Source organism: Listeria grayi DSM 20601, assembly GCF_000148995.1.
In the GTDB taxonomy this organism is placed as follows: domain Bacteria; phylum Bacillota; class Bacilli; order Lactobacillales; family Listeriaceae; genus Listeria; species Listeria grayi.
Window position 1 is genome coordinate 980510 of the sequence record NZ_GL538352.1, and the last position, 19972, is coordinate 1000481.

Genomic DNA, 19972 nt, shown 5'->3' on the forward strand with positions numbered 1-19972 from the left:
CGATACGCAGTTTAAGTAAGAAAACCGATAGAATGAGGTTGTCTTCTGCTTCGGCGGGAGATAACCTTTTCTGCTATCAAAAAGAGAAACGCAATCTACTGGAGGAATATAATTGTATGGAAGCACTAAATGCAAAACAATCGATTATTTCATTTAAAAATGTCAGCAAAATCTATCCAAATGGGGTTAAAGGATTAAAAAATATCAATATTGAAATCGAAAAAGGTGAATTCGTCATTGTTGTCGGATTATCTGGAGCTGGAAAAAGCACCATGCTTCGTGCGATCAACCGGCTTCATGAGATTTCTGAAGGCGATATCCAAATCGATGGCAATTCGATCACAAAAGCAAAAGGCAAAACACTGCGCTTGATCCGCCGTGATATTGGGATGATCTTCCAAAGTTTCAATCTAGTTAAGCGCTCTTCTGTTTTGCGAAATGTGCTGACTGGGCGTGTCGCGTATCATCCAACTTGGAAAACAATGTTCAACCTCTTCCCCACTAAAGATAAAGAACTCGCTTATCAAGCATTACAGCGCGTAAACCTTGCAGAAAAGATCTATACACGCGCCGACGAACTTTCCGGTGGTCAACAGCAACGTGTTTCCATTGCCCGCGCCTTGACACAAGAGCCGAAAATCATTTTGGCTGACGAGCCGGTCGCTTCACTTGATCCGCTTACGACTCAAAAAGTAATGAATGACTTGAAGCGTATCAATCAAGATCTACATATCACTGTCGTTGTCAACCTCCATTCCGTGGAATTAGCTAGAGAATACGGGACACGGATCATTGGTCTGCGCGATGGCGAACTGGTTTTTGATGGACCTGTTGCTGCGGCGACAGATGAGACCCTTCGAGAAATCTATGGAGAAAAAATCCTCGAAGAAAATGAGGGAGTGGAATAATGAAAGAAAACGCTACACTTTTACCGAAGCCAAAAAGCAAATGGAAAAATTGGCTGTGGTTGGCGATTTTTATCGTTGCTTTGCTCTACAGTTCCGATCTTTCCGGCGTAGATATCGCCTCTTTGTTGACAAATGGCAATCAGATCACATCTATCCTTTCCAAAATGGCACACCCAGACTGGGCATACATTACAATCATTATCGAACCTTTATTAGAAACGATTCGCATGGCGGTCCTAGGTACTACGATCGGTGCAATTGTCGCGCTGCCTTTCTCGATCCTAGCCGCGCGTAATATCATTAAAAATCGAATAATCAACGCAGTACTGCGTTTTGTTTTAAATATCATTCGTACGATCCCTGATTTGATGTTAGCCGCTATGTTTGTGGCGATCGTCGGTATTGGCCCTGTGGCTGGTATTATCACCCTTGCGATCTTTTCATTCGGAATGATCTCGAAACTATTTTACGAAGCCATCGAAACTATCGACGAAGGACCGATCGAAGCAATGACAGCTGCCGGCGCTAACAAATGGCAGATCATTCGTTTTGCAGTTGTTCCTCAAGTAAGTAGCCATTTCTTCAGCTATTTTCTATATGCGTTTGAAATCAACGTTCGTGCTTCCACGGTACTTGGCTACATCGGCGCTGGCGGGATCGGGATCTTCTTACAACGGTCACTCAGTCAGTTTCGTTATGACCGTACCTCTATTATTGTTATCGTTATTTTTGTGGTCGTACTTATTATCGATACAATCAGTAATAAATTAAGGGAGCGATTATTATAATGTTACCACTTGAACCGCGAAAAAATAGATATAAAATGATTGCCACCATTATAATCATCGCCTTGATCTATGTTTGGGCAATCGCAGGCACACCATTTGTCGGCATCAAAGATTCCGCTGGTGAGATAACAAAATCGATTTTATCCGGAATCATTCATCCGGATTGGCACTATATTTATACAGGTGACGGCGAAGATTTGATCAGTATGCTGATCCAAACGCTGGCAATTGCCTTCCTAGGAACATTCATCTCCGCAATTTTAAGTTTACCACTTGCTTTTTGGGCTGCTCGAAATCGGAAAAGCAACCGAGCAATCTCTGGTTCTGGAAAGATCATTCTGACCGCGATCCGGACATTCCCAGAAATCGTACTGGCGATCATCTTTATCAAAATGGTTGGACCAGGTTCTTACGCCGGCGTTTTAGCCGTGAGTATCCATTCGATCGGCATGCTGGCAAAACTTTACAGCGAAGCAATCGAAAATATGGATCATGGCCCGAGTGAATCGGTGATGAGTTCTGGTGGTAGTAAAGTAAACATTCTGTTCTTTGCTACTTTGCCACAATTGATTCCTGAATTTATTTCCTACACCCTTTATCGATTCGAACTCGCTGTTCGTTCCGCTTCGATTTTAGGTATTGTTGGCGCCGGCGGGATCGGGACGCCGATGATCTTTGCGATCGACGGCCGTTCTTGGGACCGTGTCGGCATTATTTTGATCGGGATAATTGTTATGGTCACCTGTATTGATCTGATTTCAGGCGCCCTCCGCAAAAAATTAGTTTAAGAAGTGAGGTTATAAGAAGATGAAACTAACTATTTTAGCAACAAGTGACCTGCATGGCTATATCGAACCAACCAATTTCGGCAGCCGCGGACAGAACCAGCCATTTGGTGCCGCAAAAGCTGCAGCAGTCATCGAAGCGACTAGAAATCATGCGGACGGACCTACAGTTGTCATTGAAAACGGCGATTTTATCCAAGGCTCACCATTGAGTTATTATATTGCTAAGCAGCAAGCTGGATCCCCCGAACTGTTGACGAATGTCGCAAATGCAATCGGCTATGATGCCGGCATTTTAGGAAATCATGAGTTTAACTATGGTCGCGATTATCTAGAACAAGCGACAGCAGCCTATCACTATCCCATCCTTTGCGCAAATATCATTGATGCAAATGGTTCACCAGCATTTGGCAAAGCCTACACGATCTTAGAAAAAGCAGGTCTCAAGATCGCTATTCTAGGTCTGACGACTTCCTATATTCCAAACTGGGAACATCCTAGCCATATTGAGGGCCTGCAGTTTTTAGATGTAGCCACAACTGCAAAAAAATATATTCCCAAGCTTCGCGAACTGGCAGATATCGTGATCGTTAGCTACCATGGCGGTTTTGAGCGTGATTTAATAAGTGGCGAACCAACCGAAGCGCTGACCAAAGAAAATCAAGGCTACCAACTTTTGGAAGAAGTCCCAGGCATCGATGCCCTCATTACCGGCCATCAGCATCGCGTGATCGCAGATACTATCAACGGTGTCCCCATTATCCAGCCAGGCTTTCGCGGGGAATATGTCGGGCAGATAGTTTTAGAATTGGCAGCTGATAACGGCAATTACAGCATTACAAGTGCCACGCCTTCCCTATTAGCGACAAAAGATGCTATACCGGATAAGACCGTCAGCGAACAAATCGCGCCAATTGCTGCCGAAGTAGAGAATTGGCTAGATGCCCCCCTGGGGACAGTAAGCGGCGATATGCGTATCACAGATCCCGATAAAGCCCGCCTCTTTGAACATCCGTACGTGGAATTTATCCAAAAAGTACAAATGGAGGCAAGCAGTGCAGCCATTTCCGGGACAGCTTTATTTAATAACGAAGGAACTGGATTCAGTCATACCATTACCATGCGTGACGTTGTGACCAATTATATTTATCCAAATACATTGGCCGTTTTAAAAGTTACTGGCGCGGATCTACGCGCTGCTCTAGAGCGTTCCGCTTCCTTCTTTCAAATGGAAGCTGACGGTTCGATTGGTATCAATCCAACATTCATCAGTCCTAAACCCCAATATTATAATTACGATATGTACGAAGGCATCAATTATACGATCCACGTTCAGCAACCAATCGGCGAACGCGTTTCTCCGATTCTTTACAAGGGAAAACAAGTTCAACCTGACGATGTGCTGGAAATCGTTATCAACCAATATCGAGCGGTCGGCGGCGGTGATTATCCTATGTTTGATGCCAGTAAGATCATCCGCGAGATCCAAATAGATATGACAGAACTGATTGCTGACTACCTGAAACGGCACCCGATTGTTAAAGCAACGGTCAATAATAATTTTCAAGTTAGAATTTAAAAAGCACATGGAAACAAAGAAGCCAGGAAAGAAAATCATGAATCTAGATTTTCTTTCCTGGCTTTTATAAAAAGTAAATACTATATTAACTACTTAAGGAATTTTTTTAAGGTCATTGCCCTAATAGCGTAAGACTAAATTTATTCTTACCAATAAGATCAGCAAAAAAACCTTTAAACGTCCGAAAGTTACTTTCATAATTGTTTTTACGTTATTTATAGATTCGGCTCATAAAAAGTTCTATGATCTAAAAAATAATAATTCCGGGCCGAAGCGAGGTTTATTTTAGTTCCACTCTAAGTTTGGAACTTGCTCAATGAATGTTTTCCCATCAATTATACCTTGCATAAATAAAGCTTCTGCGGTTTCAAAGTATTGTGTATCTGAATTAGGAGCGGACAGAAGGAAACTTTTTTCTTCTGGCACTCGGCTAATCCACCACTCCTCGTTCTTATAGTCAAAAGAAAGTTCTTGATCGTGCTCTTCAATTTCTTTTCTAAATTGCTTCCACTCTTCTTTTGTCAACTGTTTTCCTCCTCATTAGTACCATTTCTTTTTCAATTTCAGTTCACCTTTTTTATCCTTATACCAATCGTGCCGATGCGGTACTTTTGGATGTTGCTTAGGATTATTATGGTCCGTGTAATGGATGTCTGTTTGAGCTTCTCTATTTTTCCCATAGTAACGCCTCTTCATAAGTTTGCCATTTTTATAGTAATCAATTGAAGAATATTTTTTATACTTTCTCGGAAAGTTTTTCTCGCTCGTGACTTTCTTATTATTCCCCTTAACCTTTTTACCTTTTTTCTTAGCTGACTTGTATTTTTGAGCTTTAGTCTTTTTCTTTTTCTTCTTCTTTTTCTTTTTACTCTTCTTTTTTCCTTTGTTCGATTTTGGTTTTGGCTTTGGTTTCGGAGCTGGCTTTGCATTCCCTCCGCCCGATGCATGTGCACGTCCTACTCCAACACCCGGTGAAGGTGCACTCCCATCTGTCTGATTTGCCGCAGGGCTAGCAGTTTGTTCTTTTGCTATTGCTACAGTCGCTGATACACTTACAGAAAATAACATTAAACTAGCTGCTAATATGTACAGTAGATGCTTTAATTTCATTTTCTCACACTCCATTATATAATATCCCCTTTAGGATAACAAAATGGGTGTTTAATTTGTATAGGAACGTCGTGAAAGGTCTATATTTTGTCCTAAACGATCAAAAGTTGTAAGTTTGAATCCCGTTTCTGGAAAGCCTTGGGCCATTACTAGATTAAATGAATTACTAAAAAAAGTAGAGCAAAAAACTGGCTTTCACGTCCATCCACATATGTTAAGACATACGTTTGCAACACAAGCTGCATTATCCGGAATAGATCGATCAGAAGTGTAAAATTTTATTGGCCATAAAAACATGAGCATGACAGATTACTATACGCACTCGACAAAAGAAGGAAAACAAAAGCTCGTTGATATTATGGATAAAAATTTAACTAATATGGGAACTTTTGTTAACTAGAAAAAGTTCCCATTTAGTTCCCATTTTTAAATACCCTTTCATACCTTTTAACACATCGATAATTAAAGAAAACCCGCTAATCGCGATGATTAACGGGTTTTTAAAAATCATATAAAAGTATAGAAATCGACTTCTACTTTTTAACTTGATTCATAACTTCTTCAACAAAGTTATCTTCTTTTTTCTCGATACCTTCTCCAACTTCAAAGCGGGCGAAGGAAGCAACTGTTGCGCCTTTTTCTTTTACTAGTTGGCCAACAGTGATGTCAGGGTTTTTAACGAATGGTTGATCTAATAAGGAAATTTCGCTCAACCATTTAGTTAGGCGGCCTTCCACCATTTTTTCAACGATTTTTTCTGGTTTGCCTTCGTTAAGCGCTTGTTGTGTTAGCACTTCTTTTTCGTGTGCGATTTCTTCTGCATCGACATCGTCACGCGAAATGTATTTAGGGTTGATTGCTGCAATGTGCATTGCAACGTCTTTTGCAAGTTCGTTATCGGTAGTTCCTTCTAGAAGTGTCAATACGCCGATACGTCCGCCCATGTGGATGTATTCACCGAAAGCAGAGCCTTCTGATTTTTCTTTGATTTCAAAACGACGCAAGGAAATGTTTTCACCGATTTTAGTGATTGCTTCTGTGATCGTGTCTTGAACAGTTTTGCCGTTCGACATTTCTGTTTTAAGTGCTTCATCCAAGTTGTCTGGACGCACTGCAAGCAAGTGATCACCTAAGTCGCTAACTAAGTTTAAGAAGTTATCGTTTTTAGAAACAAAGTCTGTTTCTGCATTAACTTCTAATACGATCGCATGTTTGTCATTGCTTACTACACGTGTAATACCTTCAGAAGCCACGCGGTCTGCTTTTTTAGCAGCTTTTGCGATTCCCTTTTCACGAAGTAAGTCAACAGCTTTTTCCATATCGCCGTCTGTTTCAACTAATGCTTTTTTACAATCCATCATACCTGCACCAGTTTTTTCGCGTAATTCTTTAACCATTTGAGCTGTTACATTTGCCATCTAATATTCCCTCCAAGATTAAATTCTTTAAAAAAGGTGATAAGATTTTTGCCTTATCACCTTGTCTGTTTAAAATGAAAAATTAAGCTTCTGCATTCGTTTCTTCTGCAGCTTCAGGTTTTGCTTCTTCAGCTGGAGCAACGTCTGCTTCTGTTAATTCTTCGCCTTGGTTTACTTCGATGATTGCGTCTGCCATTTTAGCAGTCAATAGTTTAACCGCACGAATTGCATCGTCATTTGCAGGGATAACATAATCGATTTCATCTGGATCACAGTTTGTATCTACAATACCGATGATCGGGATGTTAAGTTTACGAGCTTCTGCAACTGCAATACGTTCTTTACGTGGATCAACGATGAACATAGCATCAGGAATGCCTTTCATTTCTTTGATTCCGCCTAAGAAACGTTCTAGTTTTTCTTGTTCTTTTTTAAGCAAGACAACTTCTTTTTTAGGAAGTACTTCAAAAGTGCCGTCTTCAGCCATTTTTTCGATTTTTTTAAGGTGTTGGATACGTTTTTTGATAGTATCGAAGTTAGTCAACGTACCACCCAACCAGCGATGGTTTACGTAGTATTGACCAGAACGTTCTGCTTCTTCTTTTACGGAGTCTTGTGCTTGTTTTTTAGTACCTACGAAAAGGATAGTACCATTGTCAGCAGCAACTTCGCGCATGAAATTGAACGCTTCGTCTACTTTTTTAACTGTTTTTTGTAAGTCGATGATGTAGATTCCGTTTCTTTCTGTGAAGATATATTTCTTCATTTTTGGGTTCCAGCGGCGTGTTTGGTGACCGAAGTGAACACCAGCTTCTAGCAATTGTTTCATTGAAATAACAGGCATGTTATTCCCTCCTATTGGTTTTATTTTTTTGCGACTAATCGCCCTCCGCATAGGTCAGCCAAATGAAAGACTTGAAATTCATCAAGCACCCTTTCGCTTGTCACCATGCGTGTGTGATTTAACACCATTAAATATCATAACATAAATGTTAATATCGCGCAATATGCGAATGTGTATTTGTGCGCGTCTTTCACGTTTTTTATTATACCTCATAGTTTTTTGAACATTGTATTACAAGCAGTTTTATTCGGTGTTGGCGCGAAGTTATCCCAACTTCTCAATGATCAAATTAGTGGGGATTATTTTAACCTGACTGCCAGCCAGTTGATTAGCGATAACATAGGCTTTGATGTTGTAGAACTATTGGCCAATATATCCGTAGGCAAATGTAATGATTTAATTCAATATGCTTAATTTCTTGCAATCAAAAAATTAAGCCGCACTGTGATTGCAAGGCTTTTTCTTTGTCAAGTTTTCTATAAAAATTTTTATTTTTCTGAAAATTATCGCAAAATGTTCACAGACTTTTCTGCAAGTTTATGCTAACATTGAAATTGTAATAACACATCTATAGAAAAGAGGAACTTACATGAAAAAAATCTTAGCATCAGCATTAACACTTTTATTAGCTTTAGGTAGCATATTGACCCCTTCTGTAGCATCAGCTGCGAGCATGCCAAAAACAGAGGAGAATCAAGCAGAAGTAATTGCTGATTTTGATTATTTACAACTTGATGATTCCTTAATTAAAGATGGATTCGACGTAGCAAAACCAACTATATCAGTTCGATCTAATCAAACTGATGGTGGTGGAGGCGGTAAAAAAGGAGAATCCGGATGGATGCTTGCAAACACTCTTAAGTATAGTAAAAAAGCCCAGAAATTTACAGTTAGTGCTATAGGAATTACAATCTCTTCTATAATTCCTTGGGCTAAGTACCGTGTGCCGCTACAGATTGCTCAACTTTTTTATAGTATGTATGGTTCAGAGGCCTACGTAACTCAATTAAGTTATTATAAATGGAGATATAATAAAAATGGGACTCGATATCTTTATCAAGAAAAAGTAGTCTATAAGTTTTATGGAGATAAAGCTCGCAAAAAACATGTAAAGACAGTCAGTCATATATATACACGTTAAGGAGGATCCAATTTGAGTAAAAAAACATACGTAATGACTCAGATTATTTTAGCTGCTATGTTCTTACTATTCGTTTATGTAAACTTAGATAGTCCTAAAAGATATTTTCTTTGGGGAGCTATCGTTTATATAGTGGCTACTAATTTGATTCAATTTACAAAAAAGCGAAACAACTAGATGTCTTATATTAAATGGATTCTATACATCGGTTTTTATGCTATTCTTTTCACAGCGGCATCACCTATTTTTAATAACTTTAATATTATTATGCTAATAATTACTACAGTGATTTATACAGTTGCGATTATTCCCGCTGTGAAAAAAGAAATAAGTATTAAAATGTCGTCCTTTGGGCGACTTTTCTTTAATTTTAAACGAACTTGTACGGACATTTCCCAAACAAGTTTTACCCTTGTTTATATAGAAGCTGATAACCAATCGGATCGTTCCCGTTTGATTTTTAAAATAGTCTTTGAATCTATCTATATACAACAACAATCCTTTAACACTCCCCACACAAAAAAAGCACTGCCACATGCAGTGCTCTTCCCTCTTATTTCTCCACAGCTTCCATCGCGTCTTTCGGTGTTCCAAATAGATAAGTCAAAATAAAGCCACCGATATATGCAGCAATCAAACCAATCACATATGCCAACCACATATTATTCGCAATGAGCGGGATCAGTGCGACGCCGCTTGGACCGATCGCGATCGCGCCGACGTTTCCGAAGAAGCCGACGACTGCCCCGCCAATACCGCCACCGATACAAGCGGTGATGAATGGGCGACCGAGTGGGATCGTTACCCCATAAATAAGTGGTTCCCCGATGCCGAGGATGCCGACTGGTAGACCACCTTTGATCATAGTAACAAGCGGTTTGTTTTTACGGCAACGGATCCAAAGCGCGATCGCTGCTCCTACTTGTCCGCCGCCTGCCATGGCAAGGATCGGCAGTAAAACTGTATAGCCGGTTTGATTGATCATTTCTACGTGGATCGGGGTCAAAACTTGATGAAGCCCTAGCATAACCATTGGTAGGAATAGTGTCCCCAGTACGAACCCGGCAAATACGCCGCCAACACTGATGACCCAATTGATTGCGGTAACCAACCATGTCGAAACTAGTCCAGCTACTGGCATGATCAAAAAGATCGTTATTAGGCCGATAACAAGCAATATGATCGTCGGTGTGACAATGATATCGATTGCGTTCGGGATCACTTTGCGCAAGTTACGTTCGAGCACACACATTAGCCACACTGCGAACAAAACGCCGATGATTCCGCCTTGACCTGCCGTTATGGGCGCACCTGTAAAGATGTTTTTGATGATATGCCCGTCTAAAAGGCCAGGAAGCAATGTCACACCGGCAACGCCTCCGCCTAAAATTGGCGTTCCACCGAATTCATTGGCGGTATTGATACCTACATAAATGGCAAGAAAAGCAAAAATCCCTTTATTCAAAACACCTAAAATGTCGACAAATTGATTCCATGTTGCGGCATCTAGATTTTTAGCAAGGATATTATTTGTTATGATAGCGGCAATCCCAGCAATCAGTCCGGCTCCGACAAAACCAGGGATCAATGGGACAAAAATATTAGAAACAGATTTTAATAATCTTTTGAAGCTGGACGAATTGTTTTGCTTGGCTTTCATTTCTGCTTTAGTAGCAGCTGCACGTTCCTCTACTAATTCTTTTCCAGATTTATTGGTGTCGGTCAGTTCATGGTCTAAATTTTCCGGAATCGTATCGCCGATCTTAACACCTGCCATGTCAGCCATTTCTTTAGCTACTTTATTTACTACTCCCGGTCCGACGATGATTTGCAAGGTTTCATCTTCTACAACTCCCAAAACGCCAGGAATCGCTTTCAATTCTTCCAAAGAAACTTTTGCAGGATCTTTGATGCCCAGACGAACTCGCGTCATACAATGAGCGATTCGTGAAATGTTTCCAAGTCCGCCGACTTTACTGGTGATCTGTTTTGCGATTTCTTGTTCTTTTGTCATGCTGAACACTCCCTTTTATAAAGTTTTTCTTACAAAACCATTTGCTTGTTCAAGCTTTTTAATTGCTTCTAACTTCGTTGAATTCGTTAAAAGCATGACAATCGCTACTTTGACATGGGTATCTGCTAATTGATAAAATTTAGCGGCTGTTTCATAATCGCAATCGGTTGCTTCCATAATAATGCGTTTGGCGCGCTCGACTAGCTTCTCATTGGTCGGTTTGACATCGACCATCAAATTTTTATAAATTTTGCCTACCCCGATCATAGAAGCGGTGGAGATCATATTGAGGACCAACTTTTGAGCTGTTCCAGCCTTCAAGCGTGTTGAGCCGGTCAAAACTTCTGGACCTGTCACCACTTCGACTGCTAGCTCTGCATGTTTGGAAATAGCAGCATCCGCATTGCAAGAAACAGCGGCCGTTCTAGCCCCGATACGCTTTGCATAGTCTAGCGCTCCAATGACATAGGGCGTTCGGCCGCTTGCTGCAATACCGATCACATAATCATTTTCCGTAAGCGCTAGTTCTTTTAAATCTGTTTCTCCGAGAATCATAGAATCTTCGGCGCCTTCTACAGCTTGGACAAAAGCTTTTTCGCCACCTGCGATCAAACCAACTACTTGTGAAGGTTCAACGCCGAATGTCGGCACACATTCCACCGCATCCAGTACGCCAAGTCTACCACTTGTCCCGGCACCGAGGTAAATCAACCTACCTCCGGCTTGGAAAGTAGAAATGACACCGTTTACTATTTTTTCGATCGTTGGTAGCACTTGTTTGATTGCCTGCGGGACAGTTTTATCTTCCTCATTCATGATCGCCAGGATTTCCGCAGTGGTTAGTTCATCTAAACGCAATGTTTTGCTGTTTCGTTTTTCTGTTGCTAAATTTTCCAACATGATGATCACTCCTTATGCCACTATTATAAAACTACTGAAATATAATTTCAATACTTTTATTTAATTTTAAAATATTTTTTTGTTTTAGTGGCTTGTCGCTGTTTATTCCTTTATAATAAAAGTAGAAACTATCGTTAGAAAGGAAGATCCTTTATGCTTGGAATCAGTGTTTATTTGCAAGATCTCTCGGCGGCTCCTCAAAAAATCAAGCAGGCAGCTGAAAATGGTTTTCAGCTTATTTTCAGCTCGCTGCACATTCCGGAAGGTGATCCTGAAACTTATTTTCAAACACTCTCTTCCTTAAGTGCTCTTGCTAAATCACATAACATGCAGCTGATTATGGATATTTCGGAAAAATCATTGCACTATTTAAAGGCGGATTATCGGCATGCAAAGCCGTTAACGACACTTGGCGTAACCGGCTTGCGCATTGATGACGGAGTCGCGGCGGCTGATATTGCTTCGCTTTCGCAGCAGCTAAATGTTTATTTGAACGCCAGTACCATCACGGCTTCGTTTCTTCACGAATTGGCCCACTATCATCCGCGAATGGAAGCAATCGAGGCATTTCATAATTATTACCCAAAACCAGGAACAGGCCTTAGCAAATCCTTTTTCACTGCCAAAAATGCTTTTTTAAAAGAGCATGACCTGCGAATATCTGCTTTTATTCCCGGTGATGCTGCAAAACGATTTCCGCTTCATGAGGGGCTACCGACATTAGAAGCTCACCGTTATGCCTCGCCCTATGCGGCTTTCTTAGAATTAAAGTCGCTGGGGATCGATGATGTTTATATCGGCGATGCGGAAATGAAGACGGAGCGATTTTATTTTTGGAAAAATATTCGTCAGCGCGAACTTGTTTTGCCGCTGAAACTTGCTCATCCGATTTCCCCGCAGTTGGCAACCTATTTAACTAACGGCGATTGTGACCGACCAGATACAGCGGCCGACTTTGTCCGACTCAGAAATAGCAGAAGTTATTTTCAAGATCAGTTGATCCCGCCGCAAGACTCAAGTCCAGTTCGGGAAACAGGTGCCGTTACAATGGATAATTCGCTTTTCGGGCGATATCAAGGTGAAGTCATGATCAGCAAAAAAACGCTTCCTCCCGAACCTAAGACCAATATCATTGGTTATATCGATCCGGCATTTCACGATTGTCTGCCATATGCAGCACAAATGAAAAAGATTCGCTTTTTATTGCAAGAATGAAAAAAACGGTTTGAAATCCGCTAGCCTTGATATCAAACCGTTTTTATTATTGTCGAAACCGATCCGTTGCCTGACGCGATTCGCGAATCTGTTCGATCATTTGGTCATAATGTCTGGAAACATAATGATAATACAAGACATCAATGATAAAGAATTGCGCTTGCTTGGAACTGGTCGCGGTGCTACGGAATTTTGCTTCTGGTGCCCTGGAAGTCTCTAAGAGGAAGTCGGCTTTCGCTTTCAGCTTGCTTGGTCCAAAACGTGTAAGCCCAATAACTGTCAAATTATTTTGCTTCGCCTGTTCGGCCAACTCGATGACCGAAGTGGTCTCGCCGCTGTTGGATACGGCAAAGAACACACCAGACTTTCGGGCAGCGAATGCCATCGCAAGTACATGTTCATCTTGACTAATAACGACTTGTTTACCAGCCCGCAGCCATTTTTGCGCGATGTCTTGTGCGACTAGCCAAGAAGCTCCCACCCCGTAGGTATAGATCGTGTCGGCTTTTTCCAGCTGTTCAGAAACCGTTCGGATTTTCGCTTCGCTGATTTGCCCCGCAGTATCGTTTAGAGTCTGGAAATAATTTGCCAGCAATTTTTGCGAAATACCATCAAAAGATTCATCTTCTTCAAAGTCATAATAACCAGAGGCGACCGGCGAAGACAGCTCGGAGTACAGTTGCCTTTTAAAGTCGGGAAAACTTTTTAATCCCAGCGATTTGCAAAAACGGACGATCGCCGCAGCGCTTGTGTCCGCTCGCTTGGCTAATGAGTGGATCGAAGAAGCTGAGGCAAAGGCCGGGTCCTGCAATACCATTTCCGCGACCTTCTTCTCTGATTTAGGCAAATCCTTAAAAAGCGTTTCGATACGATTAAGAATACTTGCTTGGCTCATGTCGATTCTCCATTCTACCTAGGACTTTAATTGGCAACGATATTAACAAGTTTGCTTGGAACGACGATTACTTTACGAATGGTCTTTCCGCTAATAGCCGCCTGCATTTTATCATTTGCTTTCGCGATTCTCTCCAATTCATCTTTACTGCTGTCTTTTGCTACGTGGACTTTATCTTTGACTTTGCCATTTACTTGCAAGACGATCTCCACTTCGGTTTCTACCAGTTTGCTTTCATCAAAAGTCGGCCATTCGGCATACGCCAAACTTTCCGTATGGCCAAGCAGTTGCCAAAGTTCCTCGGAAACATGTGGTGCGATCGGTGCTAGCAGACGAACGAATCCTTCTACATAGTCTTTTGGCAAATGTGCTTGCTTATAAGCATCATTGATGAAAATCATCAATTGTGAGATACCTGTATTGAAACGAAGGTTTTCAAAATGTTCGGTCACTACTTTGACGGTTTGATGATAACTCTTTTCTAAATCGTGATTTGGTTCCGCTGTGATCTTGTCACTGATCTCGCCCGTGTCAGTAACAAATAAACGCCATACGCGATCCAAGAATTTGCGTGCTCCTTCTAGACCGTTGTCGTTCCAACCGATTGATGCTTCTAGTGGTCCCATGAACATTTCATACAGACGAAGTGTATCTGCACCGTATTTTGCAACAACATCATCAGGATTGACTACATTACCACGCGATTTAGACATTTTTTCATTATTTCCACCGAGGATCATTCCTTGGTTGAATAGTTTTTGGAATGGTTCTTTCGTTGGTACGACACCAATATCGTAAAGGAACTTATGCCAGAAGCGCGCGTAAAGCAAATGTAGCACCGCGTGTTCTGCCCCGCCGATATAGACATCTACTGGCAACCAATGTTCCAATTTCGCTTTATCGGCAATGGCTTCTTGATTGGTAGGGTCGATATAGCGAAGGAAATACCAGCTCGAACCAGCCCATTGCGGCATCGTATTCGTTTCACGGCGTCCCTTTCTGCCATTCTCATCCACCACATTTACCCAGTCTGACAAATTCGCAAGTGGTGATTCTCCAGTTCCGGACGGTTTGATCTCGGTTGTTTTTGGAAGCAATAGCGGTAGCTCTTCTTCCGGAACAAGCGTTGTTTCGCCGTCTTCCCAGTGGATAACTGGAATCGGCTCACCCCAGTAGCGTTGACGGCTGAACAGCCAGTCGCGCAAACGATAGGTCGTTTTGCGGGTGCCATGATGATTTTCTTCCAACCAGTCGATCATTTTCGCGATACCAGAAGCTTTATCAAGACCATTTAGAAACTCGGAATTGATAATTTCACCGTCGCCGGTAAAAGCAGCTTCTTCGACATTTCCTCCCGCCAAAACAGGACGAATATCCAAAGCAAATTGTTTCGCAAATTCATGGTCGCGTTCGTCATGAGCAGGAACAGCCATAATTGCACCAGTTCCGTAATTCATAAGTACATAGTCCGCGATCCAGACTGGAATCGGTTCGCCATTAGCAGGATTGACGGCATATGCGCCTGTGAAAGCACCTGTTTTTTCTTTAGAAAGATCGGTGCGCTCTAGTTCGCTTTTCAGCTCTACTTCTTTTTGATAGGCCAAAACAGCTACTTGCTGTTCAGGAGTAGTGATTTTCGCGATCAGCGGATGCTCTGGTGAAAGCACTGTGTAAGTTGCTCCAAACAAAGTATCTGGACGAGTAGTAAAGACCGTGAAACTTTCGTCAGTATCTTGAATGTGGAATTCTACTTCGGCACCTTCTGATTTACCGATCCAATTGCGCTGCATGTCTTTGATGTTTTCCGGCCAGTCGACTAATTCCAGATCATCCAATAGACGATCTGCATACGCGGTGATTTTAAGCATCCATTGGCGCATTGGCTTACGATAGACTGGGAAGCCGCCGCGTTCGCTTTTGCCGTCGATAACTTCTTCATTCGCAAGTACGGTTCCCAGAGCCGGACACCAGTTTACTGCGACTTCCGCTTCATAGGCAAGGCCTTTTTCATACAGTTTTTCAAAAATCCATTGCGTCCATTTATAGTATTCCGGATCGGTAGTATTGATCTCACGTTCCCAATCATAGGAGAAACCCAGTGATTTGATCTGGCGTTTAAAAGTAGCAATGTTTTTTTCAGTAAAGATCGCTGGATCATTCCCAGTATCGATCGCATATTGTTCAGCAGGAAGCCCAAATGCATCCCAGCCGATCGGATGAAGAACGTCAAAACCTTGCATCCGCTTCATTCTGGATAGGATATCAGTTGCTGTATACCCCTCTGGATGTCCAACATGAAGTCCTGCTCCTGATGGATAAGGGAACATGTCCAGTGCATAGAACTTCTTGTTCCCATTTTTTTCAGTTGTACGGAAAGTATGATTTGCTTCCCAATAGTGCTGCCATTTCGGTTCTACTTTTTGATGATTGAATGTCATTTCTAGTCCTCTCTTTCATTTTCTGCATAAAAAAAGCCCTCCATCTCATAGCCTTCCTTCGGCCATGGGACGAGAGACATCTCCCGCGGTACCACCCACATTAGTGTTTTACCACTCAACTTATTTTTCCTTAACGCGGAAAACGGGGCAATGCCCAGCTCCAAGGCAAGTTCATCTTAGTCGATGTTCAGCTTGCACCACCCGCTGACTCTCTTCTCATCCACTTATAAGATTACTACTCCTCTTCAACGCCAATTTATATTACCCCAATTGTAGCTGATTTCACGGAAATTAGCAAGTTTGTGTAAAAATCTATATAAATCTAAAGAAGACTATTACTAGGGGCATGAAGGAAAGTTAATGAGACTGAGAAATAAGCCGAAATAACGATAGAATCGCTTAAAATCCATTTGCTGTTTTAAGCGATTCTTTTTTGCCGTTATTCTTTATTCCAAGCAAGGAACTGATTTATGCCCCCAAGCTCTTTTAAAAAATAAACACTCTGCAGAAGCGAGGTTTAAGTTTTAACTTCATTTATTTTTTTTCGTCCTTCTCTCCTCGAATAAATCATAAATAATCCCAATGATTATTAAGATAAAGAAAATAGTATTAACAATTAATACTATCAAGCTATCCTGGAAAAGTAATGGTAGAACAATAAATGAAATTATAAATAAAATAATAACTATCCAAGTAGTTTTATTGAATTTCATTTTAACCTCCTACTCAAAATGCTATAGCCGTTAATATTTTTGTGATCCACCATGCTGTAGTTTTTCCAAATCCCATTTTTCTAAGTCCTTTTTGCATATTGCTCTCTACACTACCAGTAAAATGATCGATATATCCTAATAAGGTTTCAAATCCAGCAACTCCTCCAAGCTTCTTTTTAACTTTTTTAGGAATTTTTTTCCATACTGCTCTTAAAGCCTTTACTGCCCATGACAGCCTTCCTCTCTGCATAGAATTGCCGTCTTTTAAAACTTTTCCATCTTTATAAGCAACACCATTTTCGAGGGTAATTCCAGTATCTTTAATATTTTTAAGTTCATTGATCTCTTCATCGGTCAGGCCAAGCTCTTTTAATTCGTCATAACTAGGTTGATACCCTACTTCCTCTTTTTCAGAAGTTTGCATTTGTTCTTTTTCAACCGCATATACCCCAATAGAAGGTGTAACAACAGACATACCCATTGCTAAAGCAAGGGATGCGCATACGGACTTAATCCAACTTTTTTTATTCTCTTTTTTCATTTGATAGTCAGCTCCATTTTTGTATAATCTAAGTTGCGCAACTAACAAAATTTTAAAATAATAGAAATAGGATTTCAACATTCTTATCGTGAAAGGTCTATATTTTGTCCTAAACAATAAAAAAACAGTTGTAAAATTATAATTTCTGTATACGGAGTTATATAACTTGTAGGTCATTGTTCCTAGATGCTTGCAATACTGTAGATCTTACAATTCACTCTCGGAACGAATACATTCGGTTATTGGAAATCTATATTTATCTCAAGAATCAACGCAGATTCAAGAAGAATATCACCTCTTTTGTTTTTTGGAAAAGTGAAATCAACATGCTTTTCTAAACAATGCTTCCTAGAAATGTTCCTTTTCTTTGTCTATTCTATCGACATCTTCCAATAGCGATTTCACAAGAATAATTACGCACTTTATGTTAAAATAAAAACAGTTTGTAAAAGGAGACGAAAAATTGATGACTACCAATCCCTTCCCATACAGCAAAGACAATAAACGCTACCATACTTGGAATTATTGTCTGCGCGAACATTTCGGTGAAAAGATCTTTAAAGTTTCATTAGACGGCGGTTTTGATTGTCCGAATCGTGACGGTACAGTTGCGAAAGGCGGTTGTACTTTCTGCAGCGTTGCCGGTTCAGGCGATTTTGCGGGCGATCGCGCGCTTGATTTAAAGACACAATTCGCAGTGGTCCGCGATCAAATGCATCAAAAATGGAAAAAAGCGAGTTATATCGCTTACTTTCAAGCGTTTACTAATACGCATGCGCCAGTGAGCGAACTGCGAGAAAAATATGAACAAGTCATGAATGAGCCCGGCGTTGTCGGTTTGTCCATCGCCACTCGCCCCGATTGTCTGCCTGATGATGTGGTAGACTATTTGGCAGAATTAAATGAGCGTACTTATCTTTGGATCGAACTCGGCCTTCAGTCCGCTCATGATGAAACCGGGATCTTGATCAATCGGGCTCACGATTATGCGTGTTATTTAGAAGGTGTACAAAAGCTAAAAGCCCGCGGGATCCGTGTTTGCACGCATATCATCAATGGCCTACCAAAAGAAACGCCGGAAATGATGATGGAAACAGCACGTAAGGTCGTGGACAGTGGCGTAGATGGTATCAAGATCCATTTACTTCATCTATTAAAAGGAACACCGATGGTAAAAGATTATCAAAATGGTGATCTGACTTTTCTTTCAAAAGAAGCCTATGTCAGCTTGGTTGCAGATCAGTTGGAGATCCTCCCTCCCGAAATGGTCATTCATCGAATCACTGGAGACGGTGCGGTCGAAGATTTAATCGGACCAATCTGGAGTTTGAGTAAATTTGAAGTATTGAATGCGATTGATGCGGAACTCGTGCAGCGCGGCAGCTATCAAGGCGCTAAATATAAGCAAAAGGTGGAAAGCTGAGATGACATTATTACCCATTCTCCCTTTTGCACATGATCTTTTAAAAAAAGCAATTCGTCCGGGTGGTCAGGTCATTGATGGCACGTGTGGAAATGGCAATGATACCGTTCTTTTAGCCGAATTAGTTGGGGAAAATGGTCAAGTTTTTGCATTCGATATCCAATCGCAGGCGATCGAAGCGACCAGACAGAAATTGACTGAGCAAAATCTGCTGGCTCCCGTTACCTTGATCCAGGATTCGCACGACCAGATATCCGAGCACGTCAAAACACCCATCCAAGCTGCTATCTTCAACCTCGGTTATCTACCAGGCGGCGATAAACAAATCACGACGCGAGCTAGCTCTACGATTAAGAGCGTGGAACAGATTCTAGCGTTGCTCGAACCGAACGGCATTTTGATCATCGTGGTGTATCACGGTCATCCTGAAGGAAAAATCGAAAAAGAACAACTTGAAGCGTTCACTACCGAGCTACCTCAGCAGGAATTTCATGTGTTGCAGTATCGCTATGTAAATCAGAAAAATAACCCACCCTATGTTTTAGTGATTGAAAAAAGAAAATAACCACCTCTTCCTTTTTCTGAAAACTGATCTTCTGCTTAGAAGGTCAGTTTTTTTTTCAAAAATATCGCTAACGCCTCTCCCTTCTTTGATAACGCTTACTAAAATTAAACTTAAAAAATCGAAACAATTATGTTGACTTTTACATAGAAAAAGTTAAAATAATAGTTACCCTAGAAATAATTACTACAGAAACTATTTATAAAATTAAAGAAAGGAGCACGCCATGAATAGCCCTGGGGAATTAATTCCAATCATCCGAAATGTTAGTCGCTTGGCAAAAATCGAATTTGCAAAAGTGTTAGCAGAGAAAAATTTGACATTGCCGCAATTTATTATCCTCAAAGAAATCAAAGCGAATCAAACAACCTATCCTGATGGAATTTCGCCTGCTGTTTTATCTGAAAAGACAAATGTATTGCGTTCGACGATCACCGGGATTTTAGATCGTTTGGAAAAAAGCGATCTGATCATTCGGAAAGATAACCCGCATGACCGCAGAGCGCAGTTGATCCGTACAACTAGCAAGTACGAAGAATTGTTTCAAGAAGTAACCAAACAAATGGATGAATTGACGGAACAATTGGTTTCGCCTCTTGATGAGACCCAATTGGAAAACTTGATCCATTCCGTAAAATTAATTGAGCAGTCGCTTATCGACAAGCACTGTGCGCAAACTGAGGAAAAATAATCAACGA

At 41.1% G+C, this 19972-nt stretch carries 20 protein-coding genes and 1 other annotated feature; of the genes, 11 read left to right on the forward strand and 9 right to left on the reverse strand.

Annotated elements, in window-relative coordinates:
- Positions 1-143: 143 nt before the first annotated feature.
- From phnC to HMPREF0556_RS04925, 4 genes are read left to right on the forward strand one after another with little or no spacing between them, the layout of a single operon-like run.
- Positions 144-908 (forward strand): phosphonate ABC transporter ATP-binding protein, encoded by a 765-nt coding sequence (gene phnC / locus HMPREF0556_RS04910; protein WP_197531923.1) that lies wholly within the window; start codon positions 144-146, stop codon positions 906-908.
- Complete coding sequence (gene phnE, locus HMPREF0556_RS04915; protein ID WP_003756121.1) at positions 908-1696, forward strand: phosphonate ABC transporter, permease protein PhnE; 789 nt, start codon at positions 908-910, stop codon at positions 1694-1696. The genes phnC and phnE (HMPREF0556_RS04915) overlap by 1 nt, the downstream gene beginning before the upstream one ends.
- A complete protein-coding gene (gene phnE, locus HMPREF0556_RS04920; RefSeq protein WP_003756123.1) occupies positions 1696-2484 on the forward strand; it encodes a phosphonate ABC transporter, permease protein PhnE in 789 nt (262 codons plus the stop codon). The genes phnE (HMPREF0556_RS04915) and phnE (HMPREF0556_RS04920) overlap by 1 nt, the downstream gene beginning before the upstream one ends.
- Positions 2485-2503: 19 nt before the next feature.
- Complete coding sequence (locus HMPREF0556_RS04925; protein WP_003756125.1) at positions 2504-4060, forward strand: bifunctional metallophosphatase/5'-nucleotidase; 1557 nt, start codon at positions 2504-2506, stop codon at positions 4058-4060.
- Between the two features lie 285 nt (positions 4061-4345).
- On the opposite strand, the gene HMPREF0556_RS04930 is transcribed toward HMPREF0556_RS04925, so the two are convergent.
- Both HMPREF0556_RS04930 and HMPREF0556_RS04935 read right to left on the reverse strand, forming a co-directional pair.
- Positions 4346-4585, reverse strand: a complete 240-nt coding sequence (locus HMPREF0556_RS04930; protein WP_003756127.1) for a hypothetical protein — start codon at positions 4583-4585, stop codon at positions 4346-4348.
- A 15-nt stretch (positions 4586-4600) separates the two neighbouring features.
- Positions 4601-5170, reverse strand: a complete 570-nt coding sequence (locus HMPREF0556_RS04935) for a hypothetical protein (protein WP_139028049.1) — start codon at positions 5168-5170, stop codon at positions 4601-4603.
- Positions 5171-5285: 115 nt separating this feature from the next.
- Here HMPREF0556_RS04935 and HMPREF0556_RS13775 point away from each other — a divergent pair, with 115 nt between their 5' ends.
- The gene (locus HMPREF0556_RS13775; RefSeq protein ID WP_390620691.1) at positions 5286-5444 is read left to right on the forward strand and encodes a site-specific integrase; all 159 of its coding nucleotides are present in this window, start codon (positions 5286-5288) and stop codon (positions 5442-5444) included.
- A 259-nt stretch (positions 5445-5703) separates the two neighbouring features.
- Here the strand turns inward: HMPREF0556_RS13775 and tsf are convergent, their stop codons facing one another.
- Both tsf and rpsB read right to left on the reverse strand, forming a co-directional pair.
- On the reverse strand, positions 5704-6588 hold the full coding sequence (tsf, locus tag HMPREF0556_RS04940; RefSeq protein WP_003756132.1) for a translation elongation factor Ts: 885 nt from the start codon (positions 6586-6588) through the stop codon (positions 5704-5706).
- 82 nt (positions 6589-6670) lie between these two features.
- Positions 6671-7432, reverse strand: coding sequence for a 30S ribosomal protein S2 (gene rpsB, locus HMPREF0556_RS04945; RefSeq protein WP_003756134.1), 762 nt, complete (start codon positions 7430-7432; stop codon positions 6671-6673).
- Between the two features lie 589 nt (positions 7433-8021).
- On the opposite strand from rpsB, the gene HMPREF0556_RS04950 reads away from it, so the two are divergent.
- Together HMPREF0556_RS04950 and HMPREF0556_RS13405 are read left to right on the forward strand one after the other, a co-directional pair.
- Positions 8022-8573: a hypothetical protein gene (locus HMPREF0556_RS04950; protein ID WP_003756138.1), complete on the forward strand. Its 552-nt coding sequence runs from the start codon at positions 8022-8024 to the stop codon at positions 8571-8573.
- A 12-nt stretch (positions 8574-8585) separates the two neighbouring features.
- Positions 8586-8750 carry a hypothetical protein gene (locus HMPREF0556_RS13405; protein ID WP_169308993.1) on the forward strand — a complete coding sequence of 55 codons (165 nt, stop codon included), beginning with the start codon at positions 8586-8588 and terminating at the stop codon, positions 8748-8750.
- A gap of 376 nt (positions 8751-9126) precedes the next feature.
- Here the strand turns inward: HMPREF0556_RS13405 and HMPREF0556_RS04955 are convergent, their stop codons facing one another.
- Both HMPREF0556_RS04955 and murQ read right to left on the reverse strand, forming a co-directional pair.
- Positions 9127-10587, reverse strand: coding sequence for a PTS transporter subunit EIIC (locus HMPREF0556_RS04955; protein WP_003756139.1), 1461 nt, complete (start codon positions 10585-10587; stop codon positions 9127-9129).
- Positions 10588-10602: 15 nt separating this feature from the next.
- On the reverse strand, positions 10603-11487 hold the full coding sequence (murQ, locus tag HMPREF0556_RS04960) for an N-acetylmuramic acid 6-phosphate etherase (RefSeq protein ID WP_003756140.1): 885 nt from the start codon (positions 11485-11487) through the stop codon (positions 10603-10605).
- A 153-nt stretch (positions 11488-11640) separates the two neighbouring features.
- Between murQ and HMPREF0556_RS04965 the strand changes: the two genes are divergently transcribed.
- On the forward strand, positions 11641-12702 hold the full coding sequence (locus HMPREF0556_RS04965; protein ID WP_003756141.1) for a MupG family TIM beta-alpha barrel fold protein: 1062 nt from the start codon (positions 11641-11643) through the stop codon (positions 12700-12702).
- Between the two features lie 46 nt (positions 12703-12748).
- Here HMPREF0556_RS04965 and HMPREF0556_RS04970 read toward each other — a convergent pair whose 3' ends face one another.
- The 3 genes from HMPREF0556_RS04970 to HMPREF0556_RS13000 form a co-directional block, all read right to left on the reverse strand.
- A complete protein-coding gene (locus HMPREF0556_RS04970) occupies positions 12749-13597 on the reverse strand; it encodes a MurR/RpiR family transcriptional regulator (protein ID WP_003756143.1) in 849 nt (282 codons plus the stop codon).
- 26 nt (positions 13598-13623) lie between these two features.
- A complete protein-coding gene (gene leuS, locus HMPREF0556_RS04975) occupies positions 13624-16035 on the reverse strand; it encodes a leucine--tRNA ligase (RefSeq protein WP_003756145.1) in 2412 nt (803 codons plus the stop codon).
- 62 nt (positions 16036-16097) lie between these two features.
- Positions 16098-16293 (reverse strand) — a binding site (T-box leader).
- A gap of 468 nt (positions 16294-16761) precedes the next feature.
- Positions 16762-17289, reverse strand: coding sequence for a hypothetical protein (locus tag HMPREF0556_RS13000; protein ID WP_050776990.1), 528 nt, complete (start codon positions 17287-17289; stop codon positions 16762-16764).
- Between the two features lie 463 nt (positions 17290-17752).
- Here HMPREF0556_RS13000 and mnmL point away from each other — a divergent pair, with 463 nt between their 5' ends.
- The 3 genes from mnmL (at position 17753) to HMPREF0556_RS05000 (ending at position 19965) form a co-directional block, all read left to right on the forward strand.
- The gene (gene mnmL / locus HMPREF0556_RS04990) at positions 17753-18712 is read left to right on the forward strand and encodes a tRNA modification radical SAM protein MnmL/YtqA (RefSeq protein WP_115345550.1); all 960 of its coding nucleotides are present in this window, start codon (positions 17753-17755) and stop codon (positions 18710-18712) included.
- A gap of 1 nt (position 18713) precedes the next feature.
- Positions 18714-19277, forward strand: a complete 564-nt coding sequence (mnmM, locus tag HMPREF0556_RS04995; RefSeq protein WP_003756152.1) for a tRNA 5-(aminomethyl)-2-thiouridylate-methyltransferase MnmM — start codon at positions 18714-18716, stop codon at positions 19275-19277.
- A gap of 223 nt (positions 19278-19500) precedes the next feature.
- Positions 19501-19965, forward strand: a complete 465-nt coding sequence (locus HMPREF0556_RS05000) for a MarR family winged helix-turn-helix transcriptional regulator (protein ID WP_003756154.1) — start codon at positions 19501-19503, stop codon at positions 19963-19965.
- The last annotated feature ends 7 nt before the right edge of the window (positions 19966-19972 follow it).

Excerpts from the sequence above, each read along its gene's own strand:
- phnE (WP_003756121.1), top strand. The coding sequence starts at position 908 with ATGAAAGAAAACGCTACACTTTTACCGAAGCCAAAAAGCAAATGGAAA.
- phnE (WP_003756123.1), top strand. The coding sequence starts at position 1,696 with ATGTTACCACTTGAACCGCGAAAAAATAGATATAAAATGATTGCCACC.
- HMPREF0556_RS04925 (WP_003756125.1), top strand. The coding sequence starts at position 2,504 with ATGAAACTAACTATTTTAGCAACAAGTGACCTGCATGGCTATATCGAA.
- HMPREF0556_RS04935 (WP_139028049.1), bottom strand. The coding sequence starts at position 5,170 with ATGAAATTAAAGCATCTACTGTACATATTAGCAGCTAGTTTAATGTTA.
- tsf (WP_003756132.1), bottom strand. The coding sequence starts at position 6,588 with ATGGCAAATGTAACAGCTCAAATGGTTAAAGAATTACGCGAAAAAACT.
- rpsB (WP_003756134.1), bottom strand. The coding sequence starts at position 7,432 with ATGCCTGTTATTTCAATGAAACAATTGCTAGAAGCTGGTGTTCACTTC.
- HMPREF0556_RS04950 (WP_003756138.1), top strand. The coding sequence starts at position 8,022 with ATGAAAAAAATCTTAGCATCAGCATTAACACTTTTATTAGCTTTAGGT.
- HMPREF0556_RS04955 (WP_003756139.1), bottom strand. The coding sequence starts at position 10,587 with ATGACAAAAGAACAAGAAATCGCAAAACAGATCACCAGTAAAGTCGGC.
- murQ (WP_003756140.1), bottom strand. The coding sequence starts at position 11,487 with ATGTTGGAAAATTTAGCAACAGAAAAACGAAACAGCAAAACATTGCGT.
- HMPREF0556_RS04965 (WP_003756141.1), top strand. The coding sequence starts at position 11,641 with ATGCTTGGAATCAGTGTTTATTTGCAAGATCTCTCGGCGGCTCCTCAA.
- HMPREF0556_RS04970 (WP_003756143.1), bottom strand. The coding sequence starts at position 13,597 with ATGAGCCAAGCAAGTATTCTTAATCGTATCGAAACGCTTTTTAAGGAT.
- leuS (WP_003756145.1), bottom strand. The coding sequence starts at position 16,035 with ATGACATTCAATCATCAAAAAGTAGAACCGAAATGGCAGCACTATTGG.
- HMPREF0556_RS13000 (WP_050776990.1), bottom strand. The coding sequence starts at position 17,289 with ATGAAAAAAGAGAATAAAAAAAGTTGGATTAAGTCCGTATGCGCATCC.
- mnmM (WP_003756152.1), top strand. The coding sequence starts at position 18,714 with ATGACATTATTACCCATTCTCCCTTTTGCACATGATCTTTTAAAAAAA.
- HMPREF0556_RS05000 (WP_003756154.1), top strand. The coding sequence starts at position 19,501 with ATGAATAGCCCTGGGGAATTAATTCCAATCATCCGAAATGTTAGTCGC.